The 21469-nt window shown below is 69.2% G+C and carries 21 protein-coding genes; 15 read left to right on the forward strand and 6 right to left on the reverse strand.

Annotation, left to right across the window (positions count from 1 at the left end; all coding sequences use genetic code 11):
• Positions 1-10: 10 nt before the first annotated feature.
• Positions 11-592 (forward strand): orotate phosphoribosyltransferase, encoded by a 582-nt coding sequence (gene pyrE, locus ABN273_RS05525; protein ID WP_349447529.1) that lies wholly within the window; start codon positions 11-13, stop codon positions 590-592.
• 28 nt (positions 593-620) lie between these two features.
• Here the strand turns inward: pyrE and ABN273_RS05530 are convergent, their stop codons facing one another.
• The gene (locus tag ABN273_RS05530) at positions 621-938 is read right to left on the reverse strand and encodes a hypothetical protein (protein WP_349447530.1); all 318 of its coding nucleotides are present in this window, start codon (positions 936-938) and stop codon (positions 621-623) included.
• 329 nt (positions 939-1267) lie between these two features.
• Positions 1268-1486: a hypothetical protein gene (locus tag ABN273_RS05535; RefSeq protein WP_349447531.1), complete on the reverse strand. Its 219-nt coding sequence runs from the start codon at positions 1484-1486 to the stop codon at positions 1268-1270.
• Positions 1487-1664: 178 nt separating this feature from the next.
• Between ABN273_RS05535 and ABN273_RS05540 the strand changes: the two genes are divergently transcribed.
• The 10 genes from ABN273_RS05540 (at position 1665) to ABN273_RS05585 (ending at position 8888) form a co-directional block, all read left to right on the forward strand.
• Positions 1665-1889, forward strand: a complete 225-nt coding sequence (locus ABN273_RS05540) for a hypothetical protein (protein ID WP_349447532.1) — start codon at positions 1665-1667, stop codon at positions 1887-1889.
• Between the two features lie 31 nt (positions 1890-1920).
• The gene (locus ABN273_RS05545) at positions 1921-2385 is read left to right on the forward strand and encodes a DUF6879 family protein (RefSeq protein WP_349447533.1); all 465 of its coding nucleotides are present in this window, start codon (positions 1921-1923) and stop codon (positions 2383-2385) included.
• A 6-nt stretch (positions 2386-2391) separates the two neighbouring features.
• A complete protein-coding gene (locus tag ABN273_RS05550; protein ID WP_349447534.1) occupies positions 2392-3252 on the forward strand; it encodes a helix-turn-helix domain-containing protein in 861 nt (286 codons plus the stop codon).
• Positions 3253-3290: 38 nt separating this feature from the next.
• Positions 3291-3737 (forward strand): hypothetical protein, encoded by a 447-nt coding sequence (locus ABN273_RS05555; RefSeq protein WP_349447535.1) that lies wholly within the window; start codon positions 3291-3293, stop codon positions 3735-3737.
• Between the two features lie 681 nt (positions 3738-4418).
• Entirely contained in the window at positions 4419-5597 is a 1179-nt protein-coding gene (locus ABN273_RS05560) for an NAD(P)/FAD-dependent oxidoreductase (protein WP_349447536.1), read from the forward strand.
• Between the two features lie 69 nt (positions 5598-5666).
• Positions 5667-6566: an RNA polymerase sigma-70 factor gene (locus ABN273_RS05565; RefSeq protein ID WP_349447537.1), complete on the forward strand. Its 900-nt coding sequence runs from the start codon at positions 5667-5669 to the stop codon at positions 6564-6566.
• A gap of 173 nt (positions 6567-6739) precedes the next feature.
• On the forward strand, positions 6740-7126 hold the full coding sequence (locus ABN273_RS05570) for a hypothetical protein (RefSeq protein WP_349447538.1): 387 nt from the start codon (positions 6740-6742) through the stop codon (positions 7124-7126).
• A gap of 636 nt (positions 7127-7762) precedes the next feature.
• Complete coding sequence (locus tag ABN273_RS05575) at positions 7763-7978, forward strand: hypothetical protein (protein WP_349447539.1); 216 nt, start codon at positions 7763-7765, stop codon at positions 7976-7978.
• 20 nt (positions 7979-7998) lie between these two features.
• Positions 7999-8295: a hypothetical protein gene (locus ABN273_RS05580; protein WP_349447540.1), complete on the forward strand. Its 297-nt coding sequence runs from the start codon at positions 7999-8001 to the stop codon at positions 8293-8295.
• Complete coding sequence (locus ABN273_RS05585) at positions 8229-8888, forward strand: C39 family peptidase (protein ID WP_349447541.1); 660 nt, start codon at positions 8229-8231, stop codon at positions 8886-8888. The genes ABN273_RS05580 and ABN273_RS05585 overlap by 67 nt, the downstream gene beginning before the upstream one ends.
• Positions 8889-9177: 289 nt before the next feature.
• On the opposite strand, the gene ABN273_RS05590 is transcribed toward ABN273_RS05585, so the two are convergent.
• Positions 9178-10077 carry a helix-turn-helix transcriptional regulator gene (locus tag ABN273_RS05590; RefSeq protein ID WP_502910939.1) on the reverse strand — a complete coding sequence of 300 codons (900 nt, stop codon included), beginning with the start codon at positions 10075-10077 and terminating at the stop codon, positions 9178-9180.
• Between the two features lie 102 nt (positions 10078-10179).
• Here ABN273_RS05590 and ABN273_RS05595 point away from each other — a divergent pair, with 102 nt between their 5' ends.
• Entirely contained in the window at positions 10180-10728 is a 549-nt protein-coding gene (locus tag ABN273_RS05595; RefSeq protein ID WP_349447542.1) for a cyclophilin-like fold protein, read from the forward strand.
• 125 nt (positions 10729-10853) lie between these two features.
• Here the strand turns inward: ABN273_RS05595 and ABN273_RS05600 are convergent, their stop codons facing one another.
• The 3 genes from ABN273_RS05600 to ABN273_RS05610 form a co-directional block, all read right to left on the reverse strand.
• Entirely contained in the window at positions 10854-12002 is a 1149-nt protein-coding gene (locus ABN273_RS05600; protein ID WP_349447543.1) for a hypothetical protein, read from the reverse strand.
• A 171-nt stretch (positions 12003-12173) separates the two neighbouring features.
• Positions 12174-15929, reverse strand: coding sequence for a type I polyketide synthase (locus ABN273_RS05605; RefSeq protein WP_349447544.1), 3756 nt, complete (start codon positions 15927-15929; stop codon positions 12174-12176).
• 146 nt (positions 15930-16075) lie between these two features.
• Entirely contained in the window at positions 16076-17122 is a 1047-nt protein-coding gene (locus ABN273_RS05610; protein WP_349447545.1) for a ketoacyl-ACP synthase III family protein, read from the reverse strand.
• Positions 17123-17497: 375 nt separating this feature from the next.
• Between ABN273_RS05610 and ABN273_RS05615 the strand changes: the two genes are divergently transcribed.
• The 3 genes from ABN273_RS05615 to ABN273_RS05625 all read left to right on the forward strand — a co-directional run bounded on the left by ABN273_RS05615 (position 17498) and on the right by ABN273_RS05625 (position 21446).
• Positions 17498-18760, forward strand: a complete 1263-nt coding sequence (locus ABN273_RS05615; protein ID WP_349447546.1) for a multidrug effflux MFS transporter — start codon at positions 17498-17500, stop codon at positions 18758-18760.
• A gap of 171 nt (positions 18761-18931) precedes the next feature.
• The gene (locus ABN273_RS05620; RefSeq protein ID WP_349447547.1) at positions 18932-20098 is read left to right on the forward strand and encodes an erythromycin esterase family protein; all 1167 of its coding nucleotides are present in this window, start codon (positions 18932-18934) and stop codon (positions 20096-20098) included.
• A gap of 130 nt (positions 20099-20228) precedes the next feature.
• Positions 20229-21446, forward strand: a complete 1218-nt coding sequence (locus ABN273_RS05625; RefSeq protein WP_349447548.1) for an FAD-dependent monooxygenase — start codon at positions 20229-20231, stop codon at positions 21444-21446.
• Positions 21447-21469: the final 23 nt, after the last annotated feature.

Below are 21469 nucleotides of genomic sequence, written 5' to 3' on the forward strand. Positions count from 1 at the left end.
GTGAGTTCTCATGGCCAAATCGTCTGTTCTGCGGGGATATCGCGGCTATCTGGGAGACTTGGTGCCTGTGACGCGCTCCGACCTAGCCCGCAGGATTCATTCCTCAGCCCACCTCACTGGCCACTTCGTGCTCCGCTCAGGACGTACCGCCACCGAGTACTTCGACAAGTACAAGTTCGAGGGCGACCCTGTTCTGCTAGATGACATCGCTCGGGCAATGGCTCCTCTGGTCCCGGGGGACATCGAGGTGTTGGCTGGGCTTGAGATGGGAGGGATCCCGGTGGTCACCGCCCTCGGTCGGCACACCGGCCTGCCATGCGCGTTCGTCCGTAAGCAGGCCAAGACGTACGGGACCTGCCGCCTCGCCGAAGGTGCCGATGTGGCGGGACGGCGGGTTCTGGTGGTTGAGGACGTCGTCACCAGTGGCGGCCAGATCGTCCTGTCCACCGCCGATCTGCGCAGCCTAGGAGCCCAGATCAGCGAGGCATTGTGCGTCATCGACAGGGAACAGGGAGGTGCGGCAGCGCTGGCCGCAGAAGGCATCAGCCTTTCGTCACTGTTGACAGCCACCGACCTGCGCACGACCAGTTGACCCACAGGACCGGCAGCCAGTTCCTCGATCAAGGGATCGACTCCAGGCGCATGCCGTCCAACCGGACGACCATTTGCAGGGCGAGGCAGGATGCCTGCCGGGCGAATTCATCGAATCCGACGTAGATATTGTGCCCGGTGTGGATTGCGGTGCCGCCCGGACCGGGAGTGAAGGTATCGGCCAGGACTCCGGCCGGTTCGGCGCTGACGGCGGTGTAGACGGCTGAGTTCTTGCGGAGCTGGGGACAGTAGGCCAGCGACTCGGGTATGCATGCGGGGCAGGTGGGCGGGGCGTTGGTGAGGCCGCTGTCTTGGCTCATCGCGCGGAACGCGGTCTCGGTGATCACCCACCACATGCGCCCGGTTCGTGGGTCCCTACCGGTCTTCCCGCAGACCTGGCACAGGCCGCGAAGCATGGCCAGCCACTGACGTCTGACATTCAGCATCCGCCACAGTGGTTGACCGCGCCGGTTCTGGCGGATACGGGCGCGAAGTATCCCGCACGTCCAATCGGACGGGCGCGGATCGGCATATGTGAGCCGGACGTCCCCGAAAGGGTGCCGCTTAGCGAACAACAGGCGGTGTTCGATGGCTTCGCCGGACCATGCGATGACGTATGGGACTCGCAGCGGTGCGAGGCTCTCGGCAGCGATGTCCACCGATCGTTGCGGGGCGGTCATTGGGAAGTCTCCGCCTCCCGCCAGGTATGAACCACGCTCTTGGCCATCGCCAACAGCGCAAGCCGCCGAGGGGTATCCGCCTCGATGAGGTCACCGGACGCGCGGTGCCTGCCGTGCAACATGTCGCCGACTCGCCACGTGTCGAACTCCAGGAGCATCGGGGCCGACGTGGCGTTGCGCTCGCGTTCCAGATGAGAGCCGTGTTCGGAGGGCATGACCGCGACGGTAAGAACGCGTGATACCGCACCTCAACGAGGTTGCTCGTCTTTGACAGAGGGCGAAATAAGGAGGCCGCTCTAGAAGACGCACGGCAATCTCTGGCAAACATCTTGAGCTTGGTCATCCCTGCACGCAAACTCAAGCACAGCACGTCCAACCCCGTAGGAGGACCTCATGGCACTGCGATTCCTCGGTAAGGACCCCGACAGCCCCGACGGCGACTCACCCACTGTCTGGGAGGACGGCGACGACTACATCCTCCAAGGCTTCGTCATCAACGAGCCAGCCGTCCTCGATCAGGTCGGCGACCTGCCAAAGGGGGAAACGGTAATCCGCTTCCCCAAGCGCATGATGCAGTTCTTCCCGGAGGTAGCCGGTGCCAGCCGGACGGACGCTTGAACAGCTCCTCGCCGACTGCCAGCACTCCGCCGTGCACCTTGAGATGCGCGACGCGTACACCCTGAACGATCCCAAGTTCGATGCGTGGAAGGCGGGCCACCGCATCGATCTCGACGACCGTTCTTCATGGTGGCGCCCGTGGCTCCAGAACGTCGTGAACGCGGTTGCTCGCGGTGTGGAAGTACGACGGGCGCGGATCGTCTCCGAGCCGGTCAGCAGCTACATCAGGTACGAGTACGACATCACCGTGCCTAATCTCCGGGCCGGCGAGCAGGTTCGTTGGCTTCCCCGCCGTAGGGCGACCGACCTGGCCTTGCCCGGCAACGACTTCTGGTTGTTCGACGGCACTACCCTGCTCATTCACCATTTCAGCGGCGAAGGCGACAAGGTGGACAGCGAAATCATCACCGACCAGCCGGTGACCAAGCTGTGTGCTGAGGCGTTCGAGGCCGTCTGGCAACGCGCCGTTCCCCACGAGGACTACCGGCCCGTCTGACTGTCCATGAGCACGCTTCCCTCGTCCAGCGCCCAACAGGCGCTCGAAGTGATGGGCGCTCGTCTCCGGAGCATCCGACGCGAGGCCAGCCTGTCCGGTCGCGATCTCGCGCGGCTGGCAGGCTGGCACTCGTCGAAGGTAAGCCGTATCGAGCATGCCCAGCGCACCCCTTCCCCCGCCGATATCCGCACCTGGTGCCGCCACTGCGGGGTGCCGGAACAAGCACCTGACCTGGTGGCCTCCCTTGAGGCAATCGAGGGGATGTTCGTCGAGTGGCGGCACATGGAACGTACTGGGCTGAAGAAGGCTCAGGAGGCGGTCGTGCCTCGATGGGAGAGGACACGCCACTTCCGCATTTACTCCTCCAAGCTCATCCCCGGGCCTCTACAAACCCGTGCCTACATCTCCGCGATCCTCTCCGCCCTCATGCGCCGTCGCGGCCTGCCGAACGACGTAGAGGAAGCAATTCAGGTGCGCGTGGACAAGCAGCACGTTCTCCATGATGGCGATCATCGGTTCGCGGTCATCTTGGAGGAGAGCGTGCTACGCGCCCCCATCGGAGGTGCCGAGGTCATGGCTGGCCAACTGGGCCACCTACTCACCGTGAGTGCCTTGCCCTCGATGTCGCTCGGCATCATCCCTCTCGACGCCGACCGGTCCGCCATGTGGCCGGCTGAGGGGTTCTTCATGTTCGACGACGCTGAGGTCACCGTCGAGCTTGTCTCCGGCCATCTGACGATCACACAACCCCACGAGGTCGCCCTGTACGCCGGTGCCTTCAAGGAACTCGCCGCTCTGGCGGTCTACGGCAAAGCCGCCCGCGCCCTGATCACTGCTGCGATTCAAGCGCTGGACGGGGACGCCTGATCCACGTCTTCGATGTCCGCTGGTTAACTGAGGAAACCATGATCCAGAACAATGGCTTCGTGTCGAGCATCCACTACTTCAACCGGACGGGCTGGGTTGCCATCTTCACTGGCACTGAGACCGAGACCGGTCGCACAGTGGACGTGGAAGCCTGGGACCCGGTCACAGGGGCCGCGCTGGTCGTCGATTCCCAGCGTGGTGCCATGCGCCCGGTCATCGACTACCCGGACTTCTCCCATCTCGAAAGAGCCGACCAAGTCGCGGCCGTGCTCCCCGGCGGCGGATGGCGCGTTTACTGGAAAGACGAAGGACCTGGTGGGACGCCCTTAACTGAACAGGTCCTTGCTTGGCTGATCACAGAGAAGGGGGGAGCCACGGCGATCACCGTCGATGCCACCGGGTACGTTGACGCCGCTGACGGTGCCGACCGTTTCCTAGCCCCCGGAGAGGACCTCACAGCGACCGATCAGCAACCGCCCTCCTAGCCTTCTCACCGACATCAGCGGAGGCGACAGCACGGTTCCGTCTGATTCCTCACGTGATACTTCGCGTGATACTGCCGCCTATGTATCCGGGCGTTCTTGGATGCACCTGCCGGAGATCGGAAACCGCTTTGGAGCAGCTCACGGCATGTTTCTAGGTATCCGGATGCCCCCGGATGTCCCCCGGGTGCCGAGAGTTCAAGTCCCCCCTCGGACACACTTTGTTACATGATCGCCCGGGCTCAGCCCGGGCGATTACTGCATTCTGGGCCGGTTCGCAGGTCAGGCGCAGTTCAAGCTCGCCGTACACCTCCGCCTTGTCCAACGGATCTGTCCCGCACAACGCCCGGCGCAGGTCTCCTGATGTGGCTGCCATGGCGGCGATCTCCTCCTCGGCGAGCCGTTTCGGGATGGTGCTGACGCCTTGGCGCGATTCAGCTGCCAAGCGCGCGAGGCCTCGAGATCCTGCCGGTCCGTTTGATCGTCCGAGTGATCGCTGAGCGGAGCCGTTCCGCCTCCGCGGTGAAGCCCTTGCTTGGATCGCCGGTCGACCGATACGACGTGGCACCGAGCGTGGCGCGATGTGATGTGGTTCACATCTGCGACCTGTCACGCCTGGTACGGGCTGTTTGTCCCATGGACGTCACCGGCACCGAAACCGGTGCCCGACCTTGGGAGAACGAAATGAACAACGGCCACCGCATTGTCGTCCTCGGCGCCGGCTACACGGGCATGTTCAGCGCCATCCGGCTGGCCCACCGCACCCGCCGGACCGGCGTGAAGATCACGCTGGTCAACCCTTCGAGCCGGTTCGTCGAACGGCTGCGGATGCACCAGATCGCAGCCGGGCAGGAACTGGCCGACCACCAGATCCCCGACCTGCTCGCCGGGACCGGCGTCACGTTCGTCCAGGGCGCCGCCACCGCCATCGACCCCGAGGCTCGGCAGATCACCGTCGACGGTGCCCAGACCCTCGAGTACGACACGCTCGTCTACGCGCTGGGCAGCTCGACCGACACCAGCAAGGTCCCCGGCGCCGACATCCACACGTTCACCCTCAACAACCCGCAGATCGCCGGCCGGTTCGCCGAGCGGCTCACCGAGATCGCCAAGGCCGGCGGCACCGTCACCGTCTGCGGCGGCGGCCTGACCGGCATCGAGGCGGCCACCGAGATCGCCGAGAGCCACCCGAGCCTGAACGTCACGCTGATCAGCTTGGACGAGCCCGGCGGCATGATGGGTGCCAAGGCCCGCGCCTACCTCTACCGCGCGCTGGAACGCCTCGGCGTCACCCTGGAGACCGGCGCCCGCGTCACGAAGGTGCTGCCCGACGCCGTCGAACTGGCCGACGGCCGGCTCCTCCACTCCGACGCCTGCCTGTGGACCACTGGCGTCAAGGTGTCGCCGCTCGCCGCCGACGCCGGGATCGCCACCGACGACCGCGGCCTCATCCTGGTCGACGCCACGCTGCGATCAGTGTCCCACCCGGAGATCCACGCCGTCGGCGACGCCGCAGCGGTCCGCCTGGCCTGGGGGCAGATCCACGGGACCTGCCAGAGCGGCCTGCCCACCGCCCAGTACACCGCCGACACCATCGCGCGGCTGCTGTGCGGCAAGGCCGTCCAGCCGTTCCGCTTCGGCTACTTCCACCAGCCGGTCAGCCTGGGCCGCCGCGACGCGGTCGTCCAGTTCACCAAGGCCGACGACACCCCCGGCCGCTGGTACCTCACCGGACGGGCCGCCGTCGCCTACAAGGAGATGGTCAGCGGCAGCCCCCTCACGACCTACCGGCTCAGCAAGCACATCAACGTCACCACCATCGTCTCCAAGGGCGGCCGCGCCACCCGCAAGCTCGCGGCATGACGGGCACCGACTCCCAGCGCCGTGATCTCGGTCTTGCCGCCCAGGTGACGGCGCTGGAAACATGAGCCGGTGATCGTGATCGACGACAAGGCCGAGCAGGACCCCTACATCGAACACCGGCGCCTGCTGTTCGCCACCGCCTACCGCATGCTGGGCAGCGTCACCGACGCGGAGGACGTCCTCCAGGACGCATGGCTCACCTGGAGCACCGCCGACCGCGACGCGATCCACCACCCCAAGGCCTACCTGGTGCGAACGGTCACCAACCTGTCGCTGAACCGCCTCACCTCAGCTCGGGCCACGCGCGAGACCTACGTCGGCCCGTGGCTCCCCGAACCGCTCCTGACCTCCCCCGACATCGCCACGGATACCGAATTGGCCGACACCGTCTCCATCGCGATGATGGTCGTCCTGGAAACCCTCAGCCCCGTCGAACGCGCCGTCTTCCTACTCCGCGAGGTCTTCGGCTACTCGCACGCCGAGATCGCCGAGACCCTCGAACGCCCCGAGCCGACGGTCCGCCAGATCGCCCACCGCGCCCGCGAGCACGTCCAGGCCCGCCGCCCCCGCTTCGACACCGACGAGGCACAACGCCGGCAGATCACCGCACAATTCATGAAGGCCTGCGCGGGCGGCGACCTGAACGCCGTGATGGAACTGCTCGCCCCCGATGTCACCGCCTGGTCCGACGGCGGCGGCAAGGTCACCGCCGCCCGCCGCCCCCTCCACGGCACCGACCACGTCGCGCGCTGGATCGTGGGCTTCCTGGCCAAGCCCGAGCTGGCCGCCCTGACCATGGAGCCCGCCGTCATCAACGGCGAGCTCGGCATCCTGGCCACCCTCGACGGCTACACCGTCGGCGCCCTGTCGTTCGACCTCGTCGACGGCCACATCCAGAATCTGCGCTTCCAGGTCAACCCCGACAAGCTCGGCGGCCTCACCCCCGACAACGGCCTGGCGTTCCCCTGATGCCGTGATCAGAACCAGTGTCGCGGGCCTGGCCGCCTCCGAGCCGCCGGCCGCCCTGCCCGACGCCCCTTATCCAGGGTGCTGGAGGCGGGCCGGGTGGTCTCCCCGCAGCCGTTGATGTGCACGAGGAACACAACGGGAATAGCGGTCGATTCCGCCTGACGTCCGGCGACATGGCGGTCCTGCGGTACGGCGCGTTCTACGGGCCGGGCGCCACCGACGATCAAGTCGAACTCCTGCGCAGACGGCAGTACCCGGTCGTCGGGGACGGCGCCGGCCACAGCTCGTGGGTGCATCTCGACGACGCGGCGAGCGCCACCGTCCTGGTCGTGAAGCTCAAGGCGACGGGCGCGGCTTCTCCAACGCCAAGGCCAAGCGGGAACTGGGCTGGCGGCTGCGCTCCCCCTCCTGGCGGCAGGGCTTCAAGGAGGGGCTGGCATACCCGGGCCGAGAACTTCCAGCAGCTCCAGATCGGCATCGGCGCCACCTTGATCTTCTCCCTGATCTGGTCGGACGCGCTCGTCGTCTCGCTGGCCGGATTCGCCGTCGCCCGCTGCTGAAAGCATTGCGTGCGGCGGGACACGAGGTTCTCGCCCTCACCCGGTGAGCCACCGCTCAGGCGCGCGCCAGGCTCTCACCATCATCCGCGTTCCTCGGCTCGGATAGCGACCTGGAACGGGTCGCGGCGGCAAGACCATCCAGCAGTTCCGCGGCATGGGTGCGGAACTTGCGTACCGACAGGTGGACCGCGCAAGCGGTGGCCGCTCCCGTCCGGCCAGGCGGATCACTGTTGCCAGATCACACAGTGTCACCCCGGGGTTCACTCGAGAGACCTGGTTCACGTGGATTGTCATAAAGCATCACTGGTAACTTTGCTCCCATTCCATGCAATTCGGAAGGGCAAAACGTGACCGAGCTGAGCCGTCGGCAGCTCCTCGTGGCGGGTGACGCCGCCCTCGTCCCGACCGCGCCGGCTGCCGAGCCCGCACAGGCCACCGGCCTGGCGGGCATGAAGATCACCTGGACCGCGAGCAAGCACGTCACCGGCCGCAAGCTGGACTTCGCCCCCGGAAGCTCGGTGGCCTACGGCAACTTCGACTACCTGCTGCTCGAGCAGGTCATCGAGAAGATCAGCGGCCTGCCGTACGCGACCTGCGTGCGCAGCAAAGCCTTTCTCGCCGCTCGGCATCGGCAGGATGCGGCCGGGCCGCACGCTCACCCGCGCCGCCGGCGAGGTCACCTACGACTCCAGCGCCACGGGTACGAATGTGATGAACGCCTCAGGCGGCACGGTGAGTTATCCCAACGGCGCGTTCAACCTGGAGAACATGGCCGCGCACGGCGGCTGGATCGCCTCGGCCGCCGACCTGGCCAGGTTCGAGCTGATCTTTGACAGACCGAGCGCATCCTGAACGCCACCTCCATCGACCGGATGTTCGCCGTTCCCGAGACCGGCGTGAACGCCTTCACCTTCGCCGCGCTCTTCAACCGGAGGCAGGAGGGCAGCACGCCCAGCTGCTCCGGCATCGACCCGCTGCTCAACCAGGCCGCGAGCGCGGTCACGACATGGCCGGCCACCGACCGGTTCTCCGCCTACTTCCAGTCCCCCTGCCGGGCCAACCGGCCCGGCCAAGTCAGTCGAGTTCCTCTGGAGTTTCCCCTTTGCGCACCACCGCACGTGCCCTGGCCATCGCCGCCGTCGCCGCCTCCGCTTCCGGGGCGCTGCTGACCGCCTCTCCCGCACACGCCGTACCGACCCCCACGCCCAGTACCTCGCCCAGCGTCTCGACGAAGCAGGACCTCGGGCTGCTCGCCCCGGCCAAGGCCTCTGTCTCGCACCCCGCGGTACGGCAGAAGTACGGCATGTGGTGCGCCCCCGCCACGATGAGCGTCATCCTGCGGACCTACGGCTACAGCCGCACCCAGGAGCAGCTGGCCAGGGAGATGAAGACCGACAACAAGAAGGGCACGCCGAGCAAGAACATCCGGCTGGTCTTCAACTCCTACGTCAACAAGAAGGGCTTCACCATGGTCTGGGGCAAGACCAAGGACCCCGCGGCCCTGCTGAACAACATCGCCTATGACGTGGGCGTGCTGAAGCGGGCGACCGCCATCATCGTGGACGCCGACCGCATGCCGTACGGGAAGGTGGCGGGCGCGCCGAACACCCACATGGTCACCGTGCGCGGGTACGACAAGGTCAAGCGCACGGTCACCGTGTGGGATCCGGCCAACAACCGCTCCAACGGCAACCACACGGTCCCGGTGAAGGCGCTGAGCCAGGCGGCCGACCCGATCGGCTATCTCGACATCAGCAGGTAGACGGCGCAGGAATGATCAAAAGCATGGGGCGCAACGGTTCGCCGTCGTTGCGCCCCTTGCCGTCGCGCTCTACAAAACGCCGCTGACCTGCGGTTACCGCACCGGCAGGTAGCGGCCGGGCTCGAACTCGGTGACCTGGCGGCGGTATTCCCCCCGCTCCGCCTCCAGAACGAGCCGTGATACTCCTCTGATAATTGTGGGTCCGCCCGCCATGGGTCTTCTCCCGAACGTGCCCCCGACCGCCGACTAGCCAGAGGCACCGAATCGGCCGCCGGTGAGGGGGGCCGTTCTAGAGGGGGTGCCGGTGCGGGCGATCTGCGTCTTGGGGCTGGTCGGTGTGCTCGTGGGTGGCGGCCCAGGAGGCGAGCAGGCGTAGCGCGTCTTCGGACGGGGAGCCGGGTTCGGCGGCGTAGATCGTCATGGTGAGGTCAGGCTCGGCGCGCAGGTCCATGCTTTCGTAGGACAGGGTGAGGTCGCCGACGATGTGGTGACGGAAGTGCTTGATGCCGGTGCCGTGGGTGCGGACGTTGTGAGCTGCCCACCGGCGGCGGAAGTCATCGCTGCGGGTGGACAGTTCTCCGATCAGGTCGTGCAGGCCCTTGTCATGCGGGTTCTTGCCGGCCGCAGTGCGTAGGTTCGCCACACACATGTCGGCAGCCAGGTCCCAGTCGGGGTAGAAACGGCGTGCTGCGTTGTCGAGGAAGCCGAAGCGGGCGAAGTTCGGCGGCCTGGTCGGATCGGCGTAGACGTCGCAGTACATGGCCCGGCCCAGGTGGTTGGCGGCGAGCAGGTCCATCCGGTTGTTGCCGACGATCGCCGGGGCGGTGGTGATGGTGTCGAGCATCCATTGCAGGCTGGGCCGTGCCGTCCACTGCATGGGGCGGCGAGGGCGCAGGATCGCGTTGCTTCCGTCGGCCTCGTGCGCGAGGCGGAGCAGATGGGCGCGTTCGGCGTCGTCCAGCTGCAGGGCGCGGGCGACCGCGTCGAGAACGCCGGCTGAGACTCCAGCCAGGGAGCCGCGTTCGAGCTTGGCGTAGTACTCCACGCTCATCCCGGCCAAAGCGGCGACCTCGCTGCGCCGTAGTCCGGGGACGCGGCGCTGACCGGCGACCGGCAGGCCCACCTGCTCAGGGGTGATCTTGGCGCGCCGCGAGGTGAGGAATTCGCGCACTTCGGACCGGTTGTCCATGACGCGAGGCTACGACAAGCCCCGGCAGGTTGGGATGTACTGGGAGTACATCCATCATCAGTGACTTCCTCACCCTGGGGTGGCCCGGATGTGCTGGATGTCATGACCGATGTCGTGACCGTGACCGTCGCCGTGTGGACGCGCCGCCTGGCGGCTGCCCTGCTGACCACCTCAGTGGTCGCTGCCTCGGCCGGGTGCTCGCTTGCGGCAGACCCACACACCGGGCCGCTTTCATCGCCGCGGCCACTGTCGGGCACGGCGAGCGCCGCATCGGGGATGCCGGTGGTGCTGCGGTTGGATGACCATGCCGTCGCCGCGACGTTGACCGACACGCCGCCGTCGCGGCAGTTGGCGGCGATGCTGCCGTTGACCGTGCAACTGAGGGACGTGTGGGGGCAGGCGAAGGCGGGGCGACTGCCGCAGCCGCTCACGGTCGGGGCCGGCACACCGATCCACGATCCCACCCCAGGCGACATCTACTTCTGGCCCCCGAGCGGCGTGATCGCCATCTACTACGACGACCTCGGCCAGGCGGTGCCCGACCCGGGCCTGGTCCGCCTCGGCGTCGTCGAGGCCGGCCTGGACAAGCTCGCCAACGCGGACAAGCACGCCACGGTCCGGATCGAAGCGGCCGCCGCAACCGGCTACTGACCTACCGCCTGGTCTCGCCGCCATCGCCGTCGCCAGCAGCATCCCACTGGCCGAGCCCTGGAGCCCGTTCAGAACGGGATCAGGGCCCTACAGTTGATCCGGAGTCCCCGTCGGAGGCATGTGCCTCAGCGCCACTCGATGAACGCAGCAGTGTCACCGAGCGTGGAGAACTCCCCGGTCCGCTCGATCTTCTTGGGCGTGGATCCCGGCTTGGTGTCGCAGAGGTAGTAATCCTTCGCGGCCCCCTTCGCGGAGAGAAACGCGAATCTCTGACTGTCGGGGGAGATCACCATGCCGTAGTTCTGATGGTCGTTGCTGGGGAGTATGGGCGCTCCGGGCTTCGCCCCCGAGGCGATGTCGAGCGCGGCGAACCTGTCGTCGGCTTCGCACAGCACGGTGTCGTTGTCGAGCCAGCCGCCGTCACAAGTGAGGTATCTGCCCTTCTCCACGAGGTCCGGGCCCACCGCTTGCCCCTCCGCCGGGACTTCCAGGACGCGACCTTCAGCCAGGAGGCGTTTTCCGTCCGGCGAGAGTTGGGCACTGCTGGTCAGCACCGCCCGGCTCGGCGTTCTCCCCACCATGATGAGGTTCTGTTCGCCGACCGTCGCGATCTCCAACTGGTCGACCGCCTTGTGGTCCCCGGCAAGCGCTCGGCTCGCGATGCGGTTCTTGGTGGAGGTCCCAGCCTGGTCGACCACCTCGTACGTGAACCAGACCGCGCTCCCGTCCCGCGAGAAGGCCGCATTGTCCTCGTGCGGAGTGTTGCCGAAGTCCTCGTTCCCGGTCAGATCGGTGAACTTGCCCGCACGGTCGACGTACCCGACATGAGTCGCCTCGGTCTGCGGGTCCTCGGTGACCACGGCCATCTTCGTGAAGTCCTGGTCAAAGAGTGATCGGATGGCGGCCACATCCCCGGCATCAGCGGGCAGCTCATCTGGCTCGCACAGTTTCCGCACGGCGCTGTTAGGCCGGGCCTGGTCGGACGCGACAATCGCCGTGTCCGGCAGTTGGAACTCCGCACGCGCCACGTGCTTCCAGCTTTGCGGGTTCCAGCCATCGACGTTGATGACTCCGCCGCTGCCGTTCCCCGGCGAGCAGACGGCCGTAACGATCATGTTCTGCTGTGCGAAGTCTCCACTGGCGCCAGTCCCCGAGGACCTCTGACCGGCGTCCGCTTCCGCCTCGCGCTGGTCTCCGTCTGATGAACAGGCAACGAGGCCTGCTGCCAGGACCAGCGAGAGAACGGTCGCAATTGCTTTCGGCGCGTCAACCATTCGTCTGCCCCCTATGCGATGTCGGCCCGCACCGTACAAAGGGCTTTGACGCGCCGTCAGCCCATCAAGTTGCCGAGGAAACGGAACTTACTCGGAATATCAACGGTCACGGCGACACGGACAAAGGTGGGGACGGCTTTGGGACGCGTGGGAATCTGCGAGGGCTGCTGCTCATGAGCGACGCCCGCCCACCGGCGCGTGGGCGTGCCCGTTACCGTTCGAGGCGGACACCAGCCCGGCGATGTAGTCGGAGACCGCGGCGACGGTCGGCTGCCGCCACAGCAAGGTCGTCGGCAGCGAGCACCGGAACCGTTTCTCCAGCCGCCGCAGGACGACCACCGTCAGCACCGAGTCCAGCCCCTGCTCAATCAGCGGCCGGTGCGGCTGCAGGTCGGCGGGGGCCAGCCGCATCTCCTGGGCGATCTGCGCGCCGACCTCCTCGAGCAGGAACGCGCGCAGTTCCTCCGGCCCCAGGTCGGCGATGGATTCGACGGGCCGCACGCCTTCGGCGCCGTTCTCCGCGGCGGCCGGCACGTCGATCACCGGGTACCGCAGTCCCGACAGCCAGCCGACGACGGCGCCGGCGCGGTCGGTCACCCGTACCTGCACCGTGTCGGCGCGTTCGGGGCCGAGCCAGATCTCGATGTCGACCGTGTCCGGTGGCTCTCCGACGGTGACCAGCCGATCGACGTTCGTCACCATGCGGAGCAGCGGGTCACCGGGGAACGCGCTCGGCGCCACCGACATCGCCGCGTCCAGAACGGGCGCCCACGTGGCGGCCGGCCCGCACCGGACCCGGGCGCGCAGCGCGCCGTGGCCGCGCAGCAGTTCCTCGACCGTCCAGTCGAACCCGGTGCCGGGTACGCCGATGGCGGCGAGCCGCTCGGTAACCAGGCCCGGCTCCGCCTGGACGAGCGGCTGCGCCGGGGGAGCCGGCGCCTGTCCCGGTTCGGCGGGCACCGTGGCGGTGGCGATCACCTGCCAGGCGGCGTCCGGTTCACGGGCGGCACGGGCGGCCAGCCGCAGCTCGGTTCCCTGCCGTACGACCTGGACCTCGCGGCGGTCGGCGGTCAGCAGCGGCGCCGACATCCGCACCTCGCCGAGCACCTGACCTCCGGCTGCGGCGAAGAAGGTCGCCGCGAGCACCGCGGCCGGCACGATCTCCACGCCTTCGATGGCATGGCTGCCGGGATAGGGCCGGGTCTGGTCGTCCACGCTGGTCCGCCAGAGCCGTACGTCGGTGCCGGCGAGATCGATGCCGTCGCCGAGCAGCGTGTGCGTGCCGGGATCGTGGCCGCGACCGGCGGCGTCCGGGGCCGACGGCGCACGCCAGTGCCTGCGGTGCTGCCACGGGTATGAGGGGAGCACGACCGGCCCGCCGACCGGCTGCAGCCGGCGCCAGTCCACGTCGAGGCCGGCGCAGTGCGCCGCGGCCAGGCCGGCCAGCAGGCTGGGCCGGTTCCGGCGCAACGACATGCCGACGAAGACCTCCTCGTGACCGGCCGTACCGAGCGTCTCCAGCACCGAGTGGGTGACCACCGGGTGCGGGGAGATCTCGACGAACGCGCGGTATCCGTCGGCCGCGGCCGCCGTGACCGCGTCGGCCAGGCGCACCGGCCGGCGCAGGTTGACCGCCCAGTAAGCACCGTCGAAGCCCGGGTTCGCGCGCGGATCGTCCAGCGCCGTCGAGTAGACGCGGATGTCGGGGACGCCGGCCGTGAGGTCGGCCGCGGCGGCGGCCAGGTCGGCCAGGAGCGGATCCATCTGCGGCCCGTGGAAGGCCACGTCGGAGGCGACGCGGCGGCCCGGGATGCCCTCCTTGATCCAGCCGGCCAGCACGTCGGCCACGGCGTCCGGATCGCCGGAGACGACCGTCGAGCCGGGTGACGCCGCGATCGCGGCGACCACGTCGGTGCGGTCCCCCAGCAGCCGCGCGGTCTCGGCGAACGGCAGATGCACCATGGCCATCGCGCCGCGGCCGGCGACCCGCCGCAGCAGCCGGGACCTGCGGCAGATCAGCCGGGCGCCGTCCACGCGGCTCAGCGCCCCAGCCGTCACGGCGGCGGCGATCTCGCCGACCGAATGGCCGATGACCGCGTGCGGGCGCACCCCGTGCGCGTGCCACAGCTCGACGAGGCCGAGCTGCATCGCGAAGATCATGGTCTGGATCCGGTCCACCTCGGTCAGCTCGTCCTCGGCAAGCACCTCCCGTGGCGAGAAGCCGATCTCGGCGGCGAACACCGGCTCCAGCTCGTCGATCACCGCGGCGAACACCGGCTCGGTCGCCAGCAGCTCCCGGCCCATGCCGGCCCACTGCGAGCCGTGCCCGGAGAACACGAACACCGGGCCAGGACCGGGATCGGAGAGCACCCGCCCGGTGGTCACCGCGTCGTGCGGGGCGCCGGTGGACAGGGCGCGCAACCGGTCGGCCAGCGCGGCCGGGCTCTGCGCCGCCACCACCGCCCGGTGCGGCAGGTGGGCGCGGCGCAGCGCGAGCGTGTGCCCGACGTCGGCCGAGGGCAGGCGTCCGGCGACGCCGGCGAGGTTGCCTGCGGCCTGCCGCAACGCTGCCGGCGACGCGGCGGACACCGGATACAGCCGGCCCGCGGTCCCCCCGGCGGGTGGTCCGGCGGGCGGCGCCTGTTCGAGGACGACGTGGGCGACGGTGCCGCCGTAGCCGAAGGCGGAGACCGCGGCCCGGCGCGGATGCGCGGAGGCGGGCCACGGCGTCGGCGCGTCCACCACCCGCAGCCCGGCGCCCTCCCAGTCGATGGCCGGAGTGGGTGCGTCGAGCCGGCTCGGCGGGAGCTCGCCGCGTTCGAGCGCCAGGACGGCCTTGACCAGGCCGGCGATGCCGGCGGCACCCTCGAGGTGACCGATGTTGGACTTGGCCGAGCCGATCAGGCACGGCCGCTCTGGCGGCCTGCCCTTCCCGTACACGGCGCCCAGCGCGCCGGCTTCGAGGGGGTCGCCGACCGCCGTGCCGGTGCCGTGCGCCTCGACGTACCCGACCGTGCCCGGCTCGACGCCCGCCTGCCGCAGCGCGCGGCGCATGACGTGCTCCTGCGCCTGGCCGCACGGCGCCATGATGCCCGCGGTGCGGCCGTCCTGGTTGACCGCGCTGCCGCGGATGGTCGCCAGGACCCGGTCCCCGTCCCGTACGGCGTCGGCGAGCCGCTTGAGCACCACGACGACCGCGCCCTCGCCCCGCCCGTAGCCGTCGGCAGCGGCGTCGAACGACTTGCTCCGCCCGTCCGGGGCCAGCGTGCCCGCGGCGTCCAGGGTCAGCGTCTCGCCGGGGGACAGGATGAGGTTGACCCCGCCGGCCAGCGCCACATCCGTCTCGCCGGCGCGCAGGGCCTGGACGGCCAGGTGGACGGCGACCAGCGACGCCGAGCACGCCGTGTCCACCGCCAGGCTCGGGCCGCGCAGGTCGAGCGCGTACGACACCCGGTTGGCGACCGCGCAGGTGGCGGCGCCGATCCCGGTCCACGCCTCGATGTCGGGCAGATCCTCCAGCAGGCGATGCCCGTAGTCGCCGGTGCAGACGCCCACGTACACGCCCGCGTCCGTGCCGGCCAGCGCGTCCGGCGACACTCCGGCGTGTTCCAGCGCCTCCCACGCGGTCTCCATCACCAGGCGCTGCTGGGGGTCCATCAGCTCCGCCTCGCGCGGCGAGAGCCCGAAGAACTCCGCGTCGAAGTCGGCCACCCCGTCCAGGAAGCTGCCGTAGGGGAGGGTGCGGCGTAGCGCCGCCGCGTACGAAGGGCCGCGATCGGCGTAGTCGCGCCAGCGGTCGGCGGGCGCCGGTCCGCTGGCGTCCCGGCCCTCGCACAGCAGATTCCAGTACTCGTCCGCCGATCCGACGCCGCCGGGCAGGCGGCAGCCGATCCCGATCAGCGCGATCATCTCGGCCGGTCGATCCATGACAAAACGCCTCCTCATATCCGCGCCCACGCGGGCGACTCGAGAATCTCCACGACGGCGCCCGAGATGGTCACGCCTGGCCCGAAGCCGAACATGTCCGCCGCCTCCCGGGCGGGCCGAACCCGATCGTCGATGCGGACGGCCGCTCAGCCGGGTCCGTCCGAGGCGTAGTGCCCGGGGATGTCGAGGATCCGCAGGACGGCGCAGGCCAAGGTCTTGCCGGCACCCACCCCGATGAGCAGCACGTAGTCTCCGGGGACCAGCGCCCCGCCGGCCAGCAGGTGGTCGAGGGCGACGAACTGGTCACTGACCCCAAGGTGTCCGATGCCGGCGCCGTATTCCCAAGTGGTGTCGGCCAAGGTCAGCCCGAACCAGCTCACCCGCTCCTCCACGTTGTCCCAGCGCCCGTGCGGGAACGCTACGCGCGCCACCTCGTCGAGCGTGATCCCCGCCTCCTTCAGTGTGCGGTCGACCAGCCCCATCAGCGTCGACTGGATCGCCAGCATGACGCCGGCGCCGTCGCGGGCCAGCAGTCGCTTGCGGAACTCACTGTGGCGGGAGGCGAAGTCGAGCGGTCGGCCCACGGTCGCGTCCGGTGGGAACATCGGCACGCCGCCGTCGTTCACCGCCTCGGCCTCCGGCAGCACGGTCACGTTGACCGACCGCAACTGCGCGAAGCCCGTGTCCGTGGTGAGCAGCAGCGCGCACCCGGCGTCGCCTACCACGTAGCCCTCCATCATGCGCCACCGGTCGACCAGCGGGCTGCCGTGGTTGTCGGCGCCGACCAGCAGCGCGGTGCCGCCGGGCCGCAGATAGCCGGCGGCGAGCTGGAGCGCGCTGAACAGCCCGCAGCATCCGTGCCGCAGCTCGACCGCCAGGACGTCGCCGCCGACCAGGTACTGCTGCAGGTAGAACTGCGGCTGCCAGCCCTCCGGCCCCTGGTGCCAGACGTCGGCGTACAGCATGAGATCCAGGTCGCGCGGTGACATTCCGCCGGAGCGCTCGAACGCGTGCCGGGCCGCACGGAGCGCGAGCTCTGGAGCCGGTACGTCGCCGGCCACCGCCGCACCACCGAGGCGGAAGTACTCCCTCTCGTCGGCCGGATAGCTGCCCTCGGCGACGGCCGTCTCGATGCTGACCACCGGCGGCAGATGGACGCCGATACTGCGCAGGTAGATGTCGGGTGTACGCATCCATCCTCCTTCAGTGCGGCATGCCGCGGCGCGGGGCGGGGTGGAACGAATAACCCCCTGCTGGGAAAAAACGAGCCTGCTGGAAGAGCTGTCGGGTTGCCGATCACAGGCCGGCGATACATACGACGGGCCTCGCAACCCTGAACGTTGACAGATGTGTCCGGGGGCGATCAGCGCCGATGCTAATCGAATGGATCATCCATGACTAGTGGTGTCATTCTTCGGACGGACCATGCATAATCTTCACCGCCGATGATCACCGGCGTACCGGAACGGAGTCAGCGATCGCAGGCCAGGTTCTCGGGCGGCGTGCCGACATGGCGGCGCCGCTCCCCGGCACCGAGGTCTCGTCCGACGGAGGCGCAGGCGTCATCCATGTCCCATAACCGGGCTCGGGCCGCCGGCCGGCAGCACACCGGCCGGCTCATCCTCGTGCTCGCGGCCCTCACCGCGGTCGCTCCGCTGGCCATCGACATGTACGTGCCCGGCTTCCCCGGCCTGGCCAGATCCTTCGGCACCGCGGCCTCCTCGGTCCAGCTGTCGCTTACGGCCTTTCTCGTCGGGCTCGCCGCGGGACAGCTCCTCCTGGGCCCGGTCAGCGACGCGGTGGGCCGCCGCCGCGTCCTGCTGGCCGGCGCCGCGCTGTTCACGGTGCTGTCGCTGGCCTGCGCCGTCTCCCCCAGCATCGAGATCTTCGACGCGGCGCGGCTGTTACAGGGGGTCGCCGGGGCGGCGGGCATGGTGGTCGCCCGTGCCGTGCTCACCGACCGCTTCCACGGCACCCCGGAGGCGGGTCGCCACTTCGCGGCCCTGTCCGCGATCGTGTTCATGGCCCCGGTGGCCGCGCCGCTGCTCGGCGGGGCCATCCTCGGCGTCGGCTCCTGGCGCCTCGTCTTCATCGCGCTGGCGGGCTTCGGCGTCCTGCTGATCGCGGGGCTCCTCGCCTGGGTGCCGGAGAGCCTGCCCGCCGACCGCAGGCAATCGGGCGGGGTGACCGGCGTGGTCAAGGCCATCGCGATGCTCGCCCGGCGGCACGCCCTCGTCGGGTACGTGCTCGCCTCGTCCTTCACCGGGGCCGCGCTCTTCACCTACATCGCCGGCTCGACGTTCGTCTTCCAGGACGTCTACGGCCTCTCGGCCACGCGGTACAGCCTCGTCTTCGCCGTCAACGCCCTCGGCATGCTGGCCTCCAGCGTCCTCTTCGGCCGCCTGTCCGCCCGCGTCCGGGTGGACACGCTGTTCGTCGCGGGGCTGACCGTGGCCGGCGCCGGTACGGCGGCCCTGGTCGCGTCGCTGGTCACGACCGGCGGTTCCGTCGCCGCCACCTGGGCCTGCCTGTTCGTCACCGTCGCCGGCCTCGGCACGGCGCTGCCCGCCACCACGACCATCGTCCAGTCACTCGGCCACGACGCTCCCGGAGCAGCCTCCGGCCTGCTCGGCGGCAGCCAGTTCATCCTCGGCGCGGCCGCCTCACCCCTTTCGGGTCTCCTCGGCGACGGCACGGTCTCCATGGCCGTCATCATGCTGGCCGCCTTCGGCCTCGCCGCGCTGTCCCTCCTCCTGGTGCGCGGAGCTGGGGGGCGTGCGGCGGGGGCCGGGCGGACTCCCGGACCACGAGCCGGCACCCCCGGCGGGTGATGCCGGACGCCTGGTTCCCACCAGGGCCGCGGGACGACGCGGTCCAGGCCGTGCTCGCGCGCCAGGCCCACTGGCCTCATGGGTGCATCGCCGATTGAAGGTTTATCGCGAAGGTAACAGGGATTTCCGCGGCAAAGTTTACACGGAAGGTTCAACGATACCGTTGAAGGCATGGACATCAAGGACACAGCCCGTCCGTGCGACGGCGCGGGCGTCTCGGCGTTCCTCCGGTCGCTGCCCGCCAAGCCCCTGCTGCTCGGCCTGGGTGAGGCCAGGCACTTCGTGGAGGAGCTGGGCGAGCTGCGCAACGAGATCTTCCGGCATCTGGTCGAGCACGAGGGCTACCGGTCGTTCGCCATCGAGAGCGACTGTCTCATGGGCCTCGTGGTGGACGACTACATCACGACGGGCGCGGGCACGCTCGATGACGTCATGGAACGCGGCTTCAGCCACGGCTTCGGCGCGTCACCGGCCAACCGCGAGCTCGTGCGCTGGATGCGGGCGTACAACCAGGAGCATGATGAAAAGCTCCGGTTCTTCGGCTTCGACGGCCCTCTGGAGTATTGGGCGGCGAGCCCGCGCCAGGCGCTCACCGCCCTCCACGCCCTCCTCGACGGCCCGCTCCCCTGCACCATGGAAAGCCTCGACACGCTGCTGGGCCCCGACGACCGGTGGTCGAACGAGGCCACGGCCATGGATCCGTCCCAGTCGATCGGTCAGTCCGCCGACGCCCAGCGGCTGCGACTGATCGCCGACGACCTGGTGGCGCTGCTGGACACGCAGGCGCCGCGGCTGAGCGCGGAGGACAGGGAGCGGGCGGCACTGTACGGGCGCACCGCCACCGGCCTGCTCCGCTACCACTACTGGATGGCCGACACGTCCCCGGCACGGTGGGCCCGGCTGTCGGCCCTGCGGGACGCGATGATGGCCGCCAACCTGCGTGCCGTCGCCGAGCACGGCCCGGCCCTGGTCTTCTCCAGCAACCTCCACCTGCAGCGGAACAAGAGCTTCATGCCGTTCGGCGACCAGCTGCTGGAGTGGTGGGGCGCGGGGGCGATCACGGGGACGCACCTGGGCGACCGGTACGCCTTCCTGGCCTCGGCCCTCGGCACGGCCGGCGACGACACCCCGCCCCCGGACACCGTCGAGGGCATCCTGTCCACGCTCCCGTGGGACCACTCTCTCATCGACGCCCGCCGCCTGGCCGAGGCCATCACGAAGCCCGCCGCACGCATCTCCCACGATTTCGCGTATTTCCCACTGGACCCGGCCCAGCTCGACATGATCGACGGCATCGTCTTCCTCAAACAGGCCGTCAGGCTGAAAAAGCTGGGTTGACAGGCGCGTGCGTGTCAGGCTCTCCTGACACGCACCGCCCCGGCAGTACGTGCGGCCGCAACTGACCAGAAGAACCAAATTGGTCAATCCGTCGGATAGCCTGGTCTGGAAGCCTATGAGAGGAGTCGACATGACTGACGTCGGCAAGGCCGGCCGGGCGCTGGTGGTCGGGCTGGGGATCGCCGGCATCGCCACCGCGTTGCGGCTGCGCCAGGTCGGGTGGGAGCCGGTGGTGGTGGAGCGGGCGCCGGCGCGCCGCTCCGGCGGATACTTCATCGTCCTGTTCGGCGCCGGCATCGCCTCGGCCAGGCGGCTGGGCGTGCTGGAGGCCATCGGCAACCGCAGCGGTCCCCATGTCACCAGCTACGAGGTGGACCGCGCGGGGCGCCGCCGTCCCGGCATGAACCCCTTCGCCATGGCCGCAGGACCCCGCCCGCTGCTGCGCGGCGATGTGGAGCGAGGTTTGTTCGCGGCGCTGCCGGACGATGTGGAGATCCGCTACTCCACCGTGCCCATCCGCATCGACCAGGACGACGCCGCAGCGGAGGTGACGCTGCACGACACCGCCTCCGGCACCACCGTCACCGAGCGCTTCGACCTGGTGATCGGCACCGACGGGATGCGCTCCACGGTGCGCAGGCTCGTCTTCGGCCCCGAGGAGTACCTGCACCCGTTGAACTACATGATCGGCGCCACCGTCCTGGACGAGCCGATCGAGGGCTTCCGCCAGGAAGAGGGCCTGGTCCTGGCCGAACCCGGCCGCTCGGTGTGGGCCTTCCCGTTCGCCGATCACGCCCCGAGCCTGCTGTTCTCCTACCGCACGCACGACATCGACGCGGAGTTCCGCCGCCCGCCGATCGAGTCCATCCGCGCCGCCTACGGCCCCGAGCCCACCGGTCCCCTGCTGGAAGAGCTGCTGACGCGCTACGAGCAGGCACCCGACGCGCTGTTCGACTCGGTGCAGCAGGTCAAGATGCCGCGCTGGCACCGCGGCCGGGTCGTCCTGATCGGCGACTCCGCCTGGTGCGTCACCCTGTATGCGGGTATGGGCGCCTCCAGCGGCCTGGCCGGTGGCGAACTGCTGGGCACCATGCTGCAGCGCCACCCCGGTGACCTGCCCGGTGCGCTTCGGGCCTGGGAGGCGCGCATGAGGCCGTTCATCCACCTGCAGCAAGACAGCGCCCTGCCCGGCCGCCGCGTCTTCACCCCGCATGACCGTAAGGAGCATCTCCTGCGTGCAGGGATGATGCGTCTGATGCGGATGCCGGGCGTCGGCAGGGCCATGGGCAGGAGAATGTTCGACAACAAGGACATGCGGGCCAAGAACATCGACGTCGCCGCCCCCTGACCGGTAACGAACATCCTGACAGC

Source organism: Nonomuraea sp. B19D2, from assembly GCF_040137845.1.
In the GTDB taxonomy this organism is placed as follows: domain Bacteria; phylum Actinomycetota; class Actinomycetes; order Streptosporangiales; family Streptosporangiaceae; genus Nonomuraea.

What these genes read in the sequence shown, in the direction of transcription:
- pyrE (WP_349447529.1), top strand. Translation starts at nt 11, where the DNA reads ATGGCCAAATCGTCTGTTCTGCGGGGATATCGCGGCTATCTGGGAGAC.
- ABN273_RS05535 (WP_349447531.1), bottom strand. Translation starts at nt 1,486, where the DNA reads ATGCCCTCCGAACACGGCTCTCATCTGGAACGCGAGCGCAACGCCACG.
- ABN273_RS05540 (WP_349447532.1), top strand. Translation starts at nt 1,665, where the DNA reads ATGGCACTGCGATTCCTCGGTAAGGACCCCGACAGCCCCGACGGCGAC.
- ABN273_RS05550 (WP_349447534.1), top strand. Translation starts at nt 2,392, where the DNA reads ATGAGCACGCTTCCCTCGTCCAGCGCCCAACAGGCGCTCGAAGTGATG.
- ABN273_RS05555 (WP_349447535.1), top strand. Translation starts at nt 3,291, where the DNA reads ATGATCCAGAACAATGGCTTCGTGTCGAGCATCCACTACTTCAACCGG.
- ABN273_RS05560 (WP_349447536.1), top strand. Translation starts at nt 4,419, where the DNA reads ATGAACAACGGCCACCGCATTGTCGTCCTCGGCGCCGGCTACACGGGC.
- ABN273_RS05570 (WP_349447538.1), top strand. Translation starts at nt 6,740, where the DNA reads ATGGCGGTCCTGCGGTACGGCGCGTTCTACGGGCCGGGCGCCACCGAC.
- ABN273_RS05575 (WP_349447539.1), top strand. Translation starts at nt 7,763, where the DNA reads ATGCGGCCGGGCCGCACGCTCACCCGCGCCGCCGGCGAGGTCACCTAC.
- ABN273_RS05580 (WP_349447540.1), top strand. Translation starts at nt 7,999, where the DNA reads ATGTTCGCCGTTCCCGAGACCGGCGTGAACGCCTTCACCTTCGCCGCG.
- ABN273_RS05590 (WP_502910939.1), bottom strand. Translation starts at nt 10,077, where the DNA reads ATGGACAACCGGTCCGAAGTGCGCGAATTCCTCACCTCGCGGCGCGCC.
- ABN273_RS05595 (WP_349447542.1), top strand. Translation starts at nt 10,180, where the DNA reads ATGACCGATGTCGTGACCGTGACCGTCGCCGTGTGGACGCGCCGCCTG.
- ABN273_RS05600 (WP_349447543.1), bottom strand. Translation starts at nt 12,002, where the DNA reads ATGGTTGACGCGCCGAAAGCAATTGCGACCGTTCTCTCGCTGGTCCTG.
- ABN273_RS05605 (WP_349447544.1), bottom strand. Translation starts at nt 15,929, where the DNA reads ATGGATCGACCGGCCGAGATGATCGCGCTGATCGGGATCGGCTGCCGC.
- ABN273_RS05610 (WP_349447545.1), bottom strand. Translation starts at nt 17,122, where the DNA reads ATGCGTACACCCGACATCTACCTGCGCAGTATCGGCGTCCATCTGCCG.
- ABN273_RS05615 (WP_349447546.1), top strand. Translation starts at nt 17,498, where the DNA reads ATGTCCCATAACCGGGCTCGGGCCGCCGGCCGGCAGCACACCGGCCGG.
- ABN273_RS05620 (WP_349447547.1), top strand. Translation starts at nt 18,932, where the DNA reads ATGGACATCAAGGACACAGCCCGTCCGTGCGACGGCGCGGGCGTCTCG.
- ABN273_RS05625 (WP_349447548.1), top strand. Translation starts at nt 20,229, where the DNA reads ATGACTGACGTCGGCAAGGCCGGCCGGGCGCTGGTGGTCGGGCTGGGG.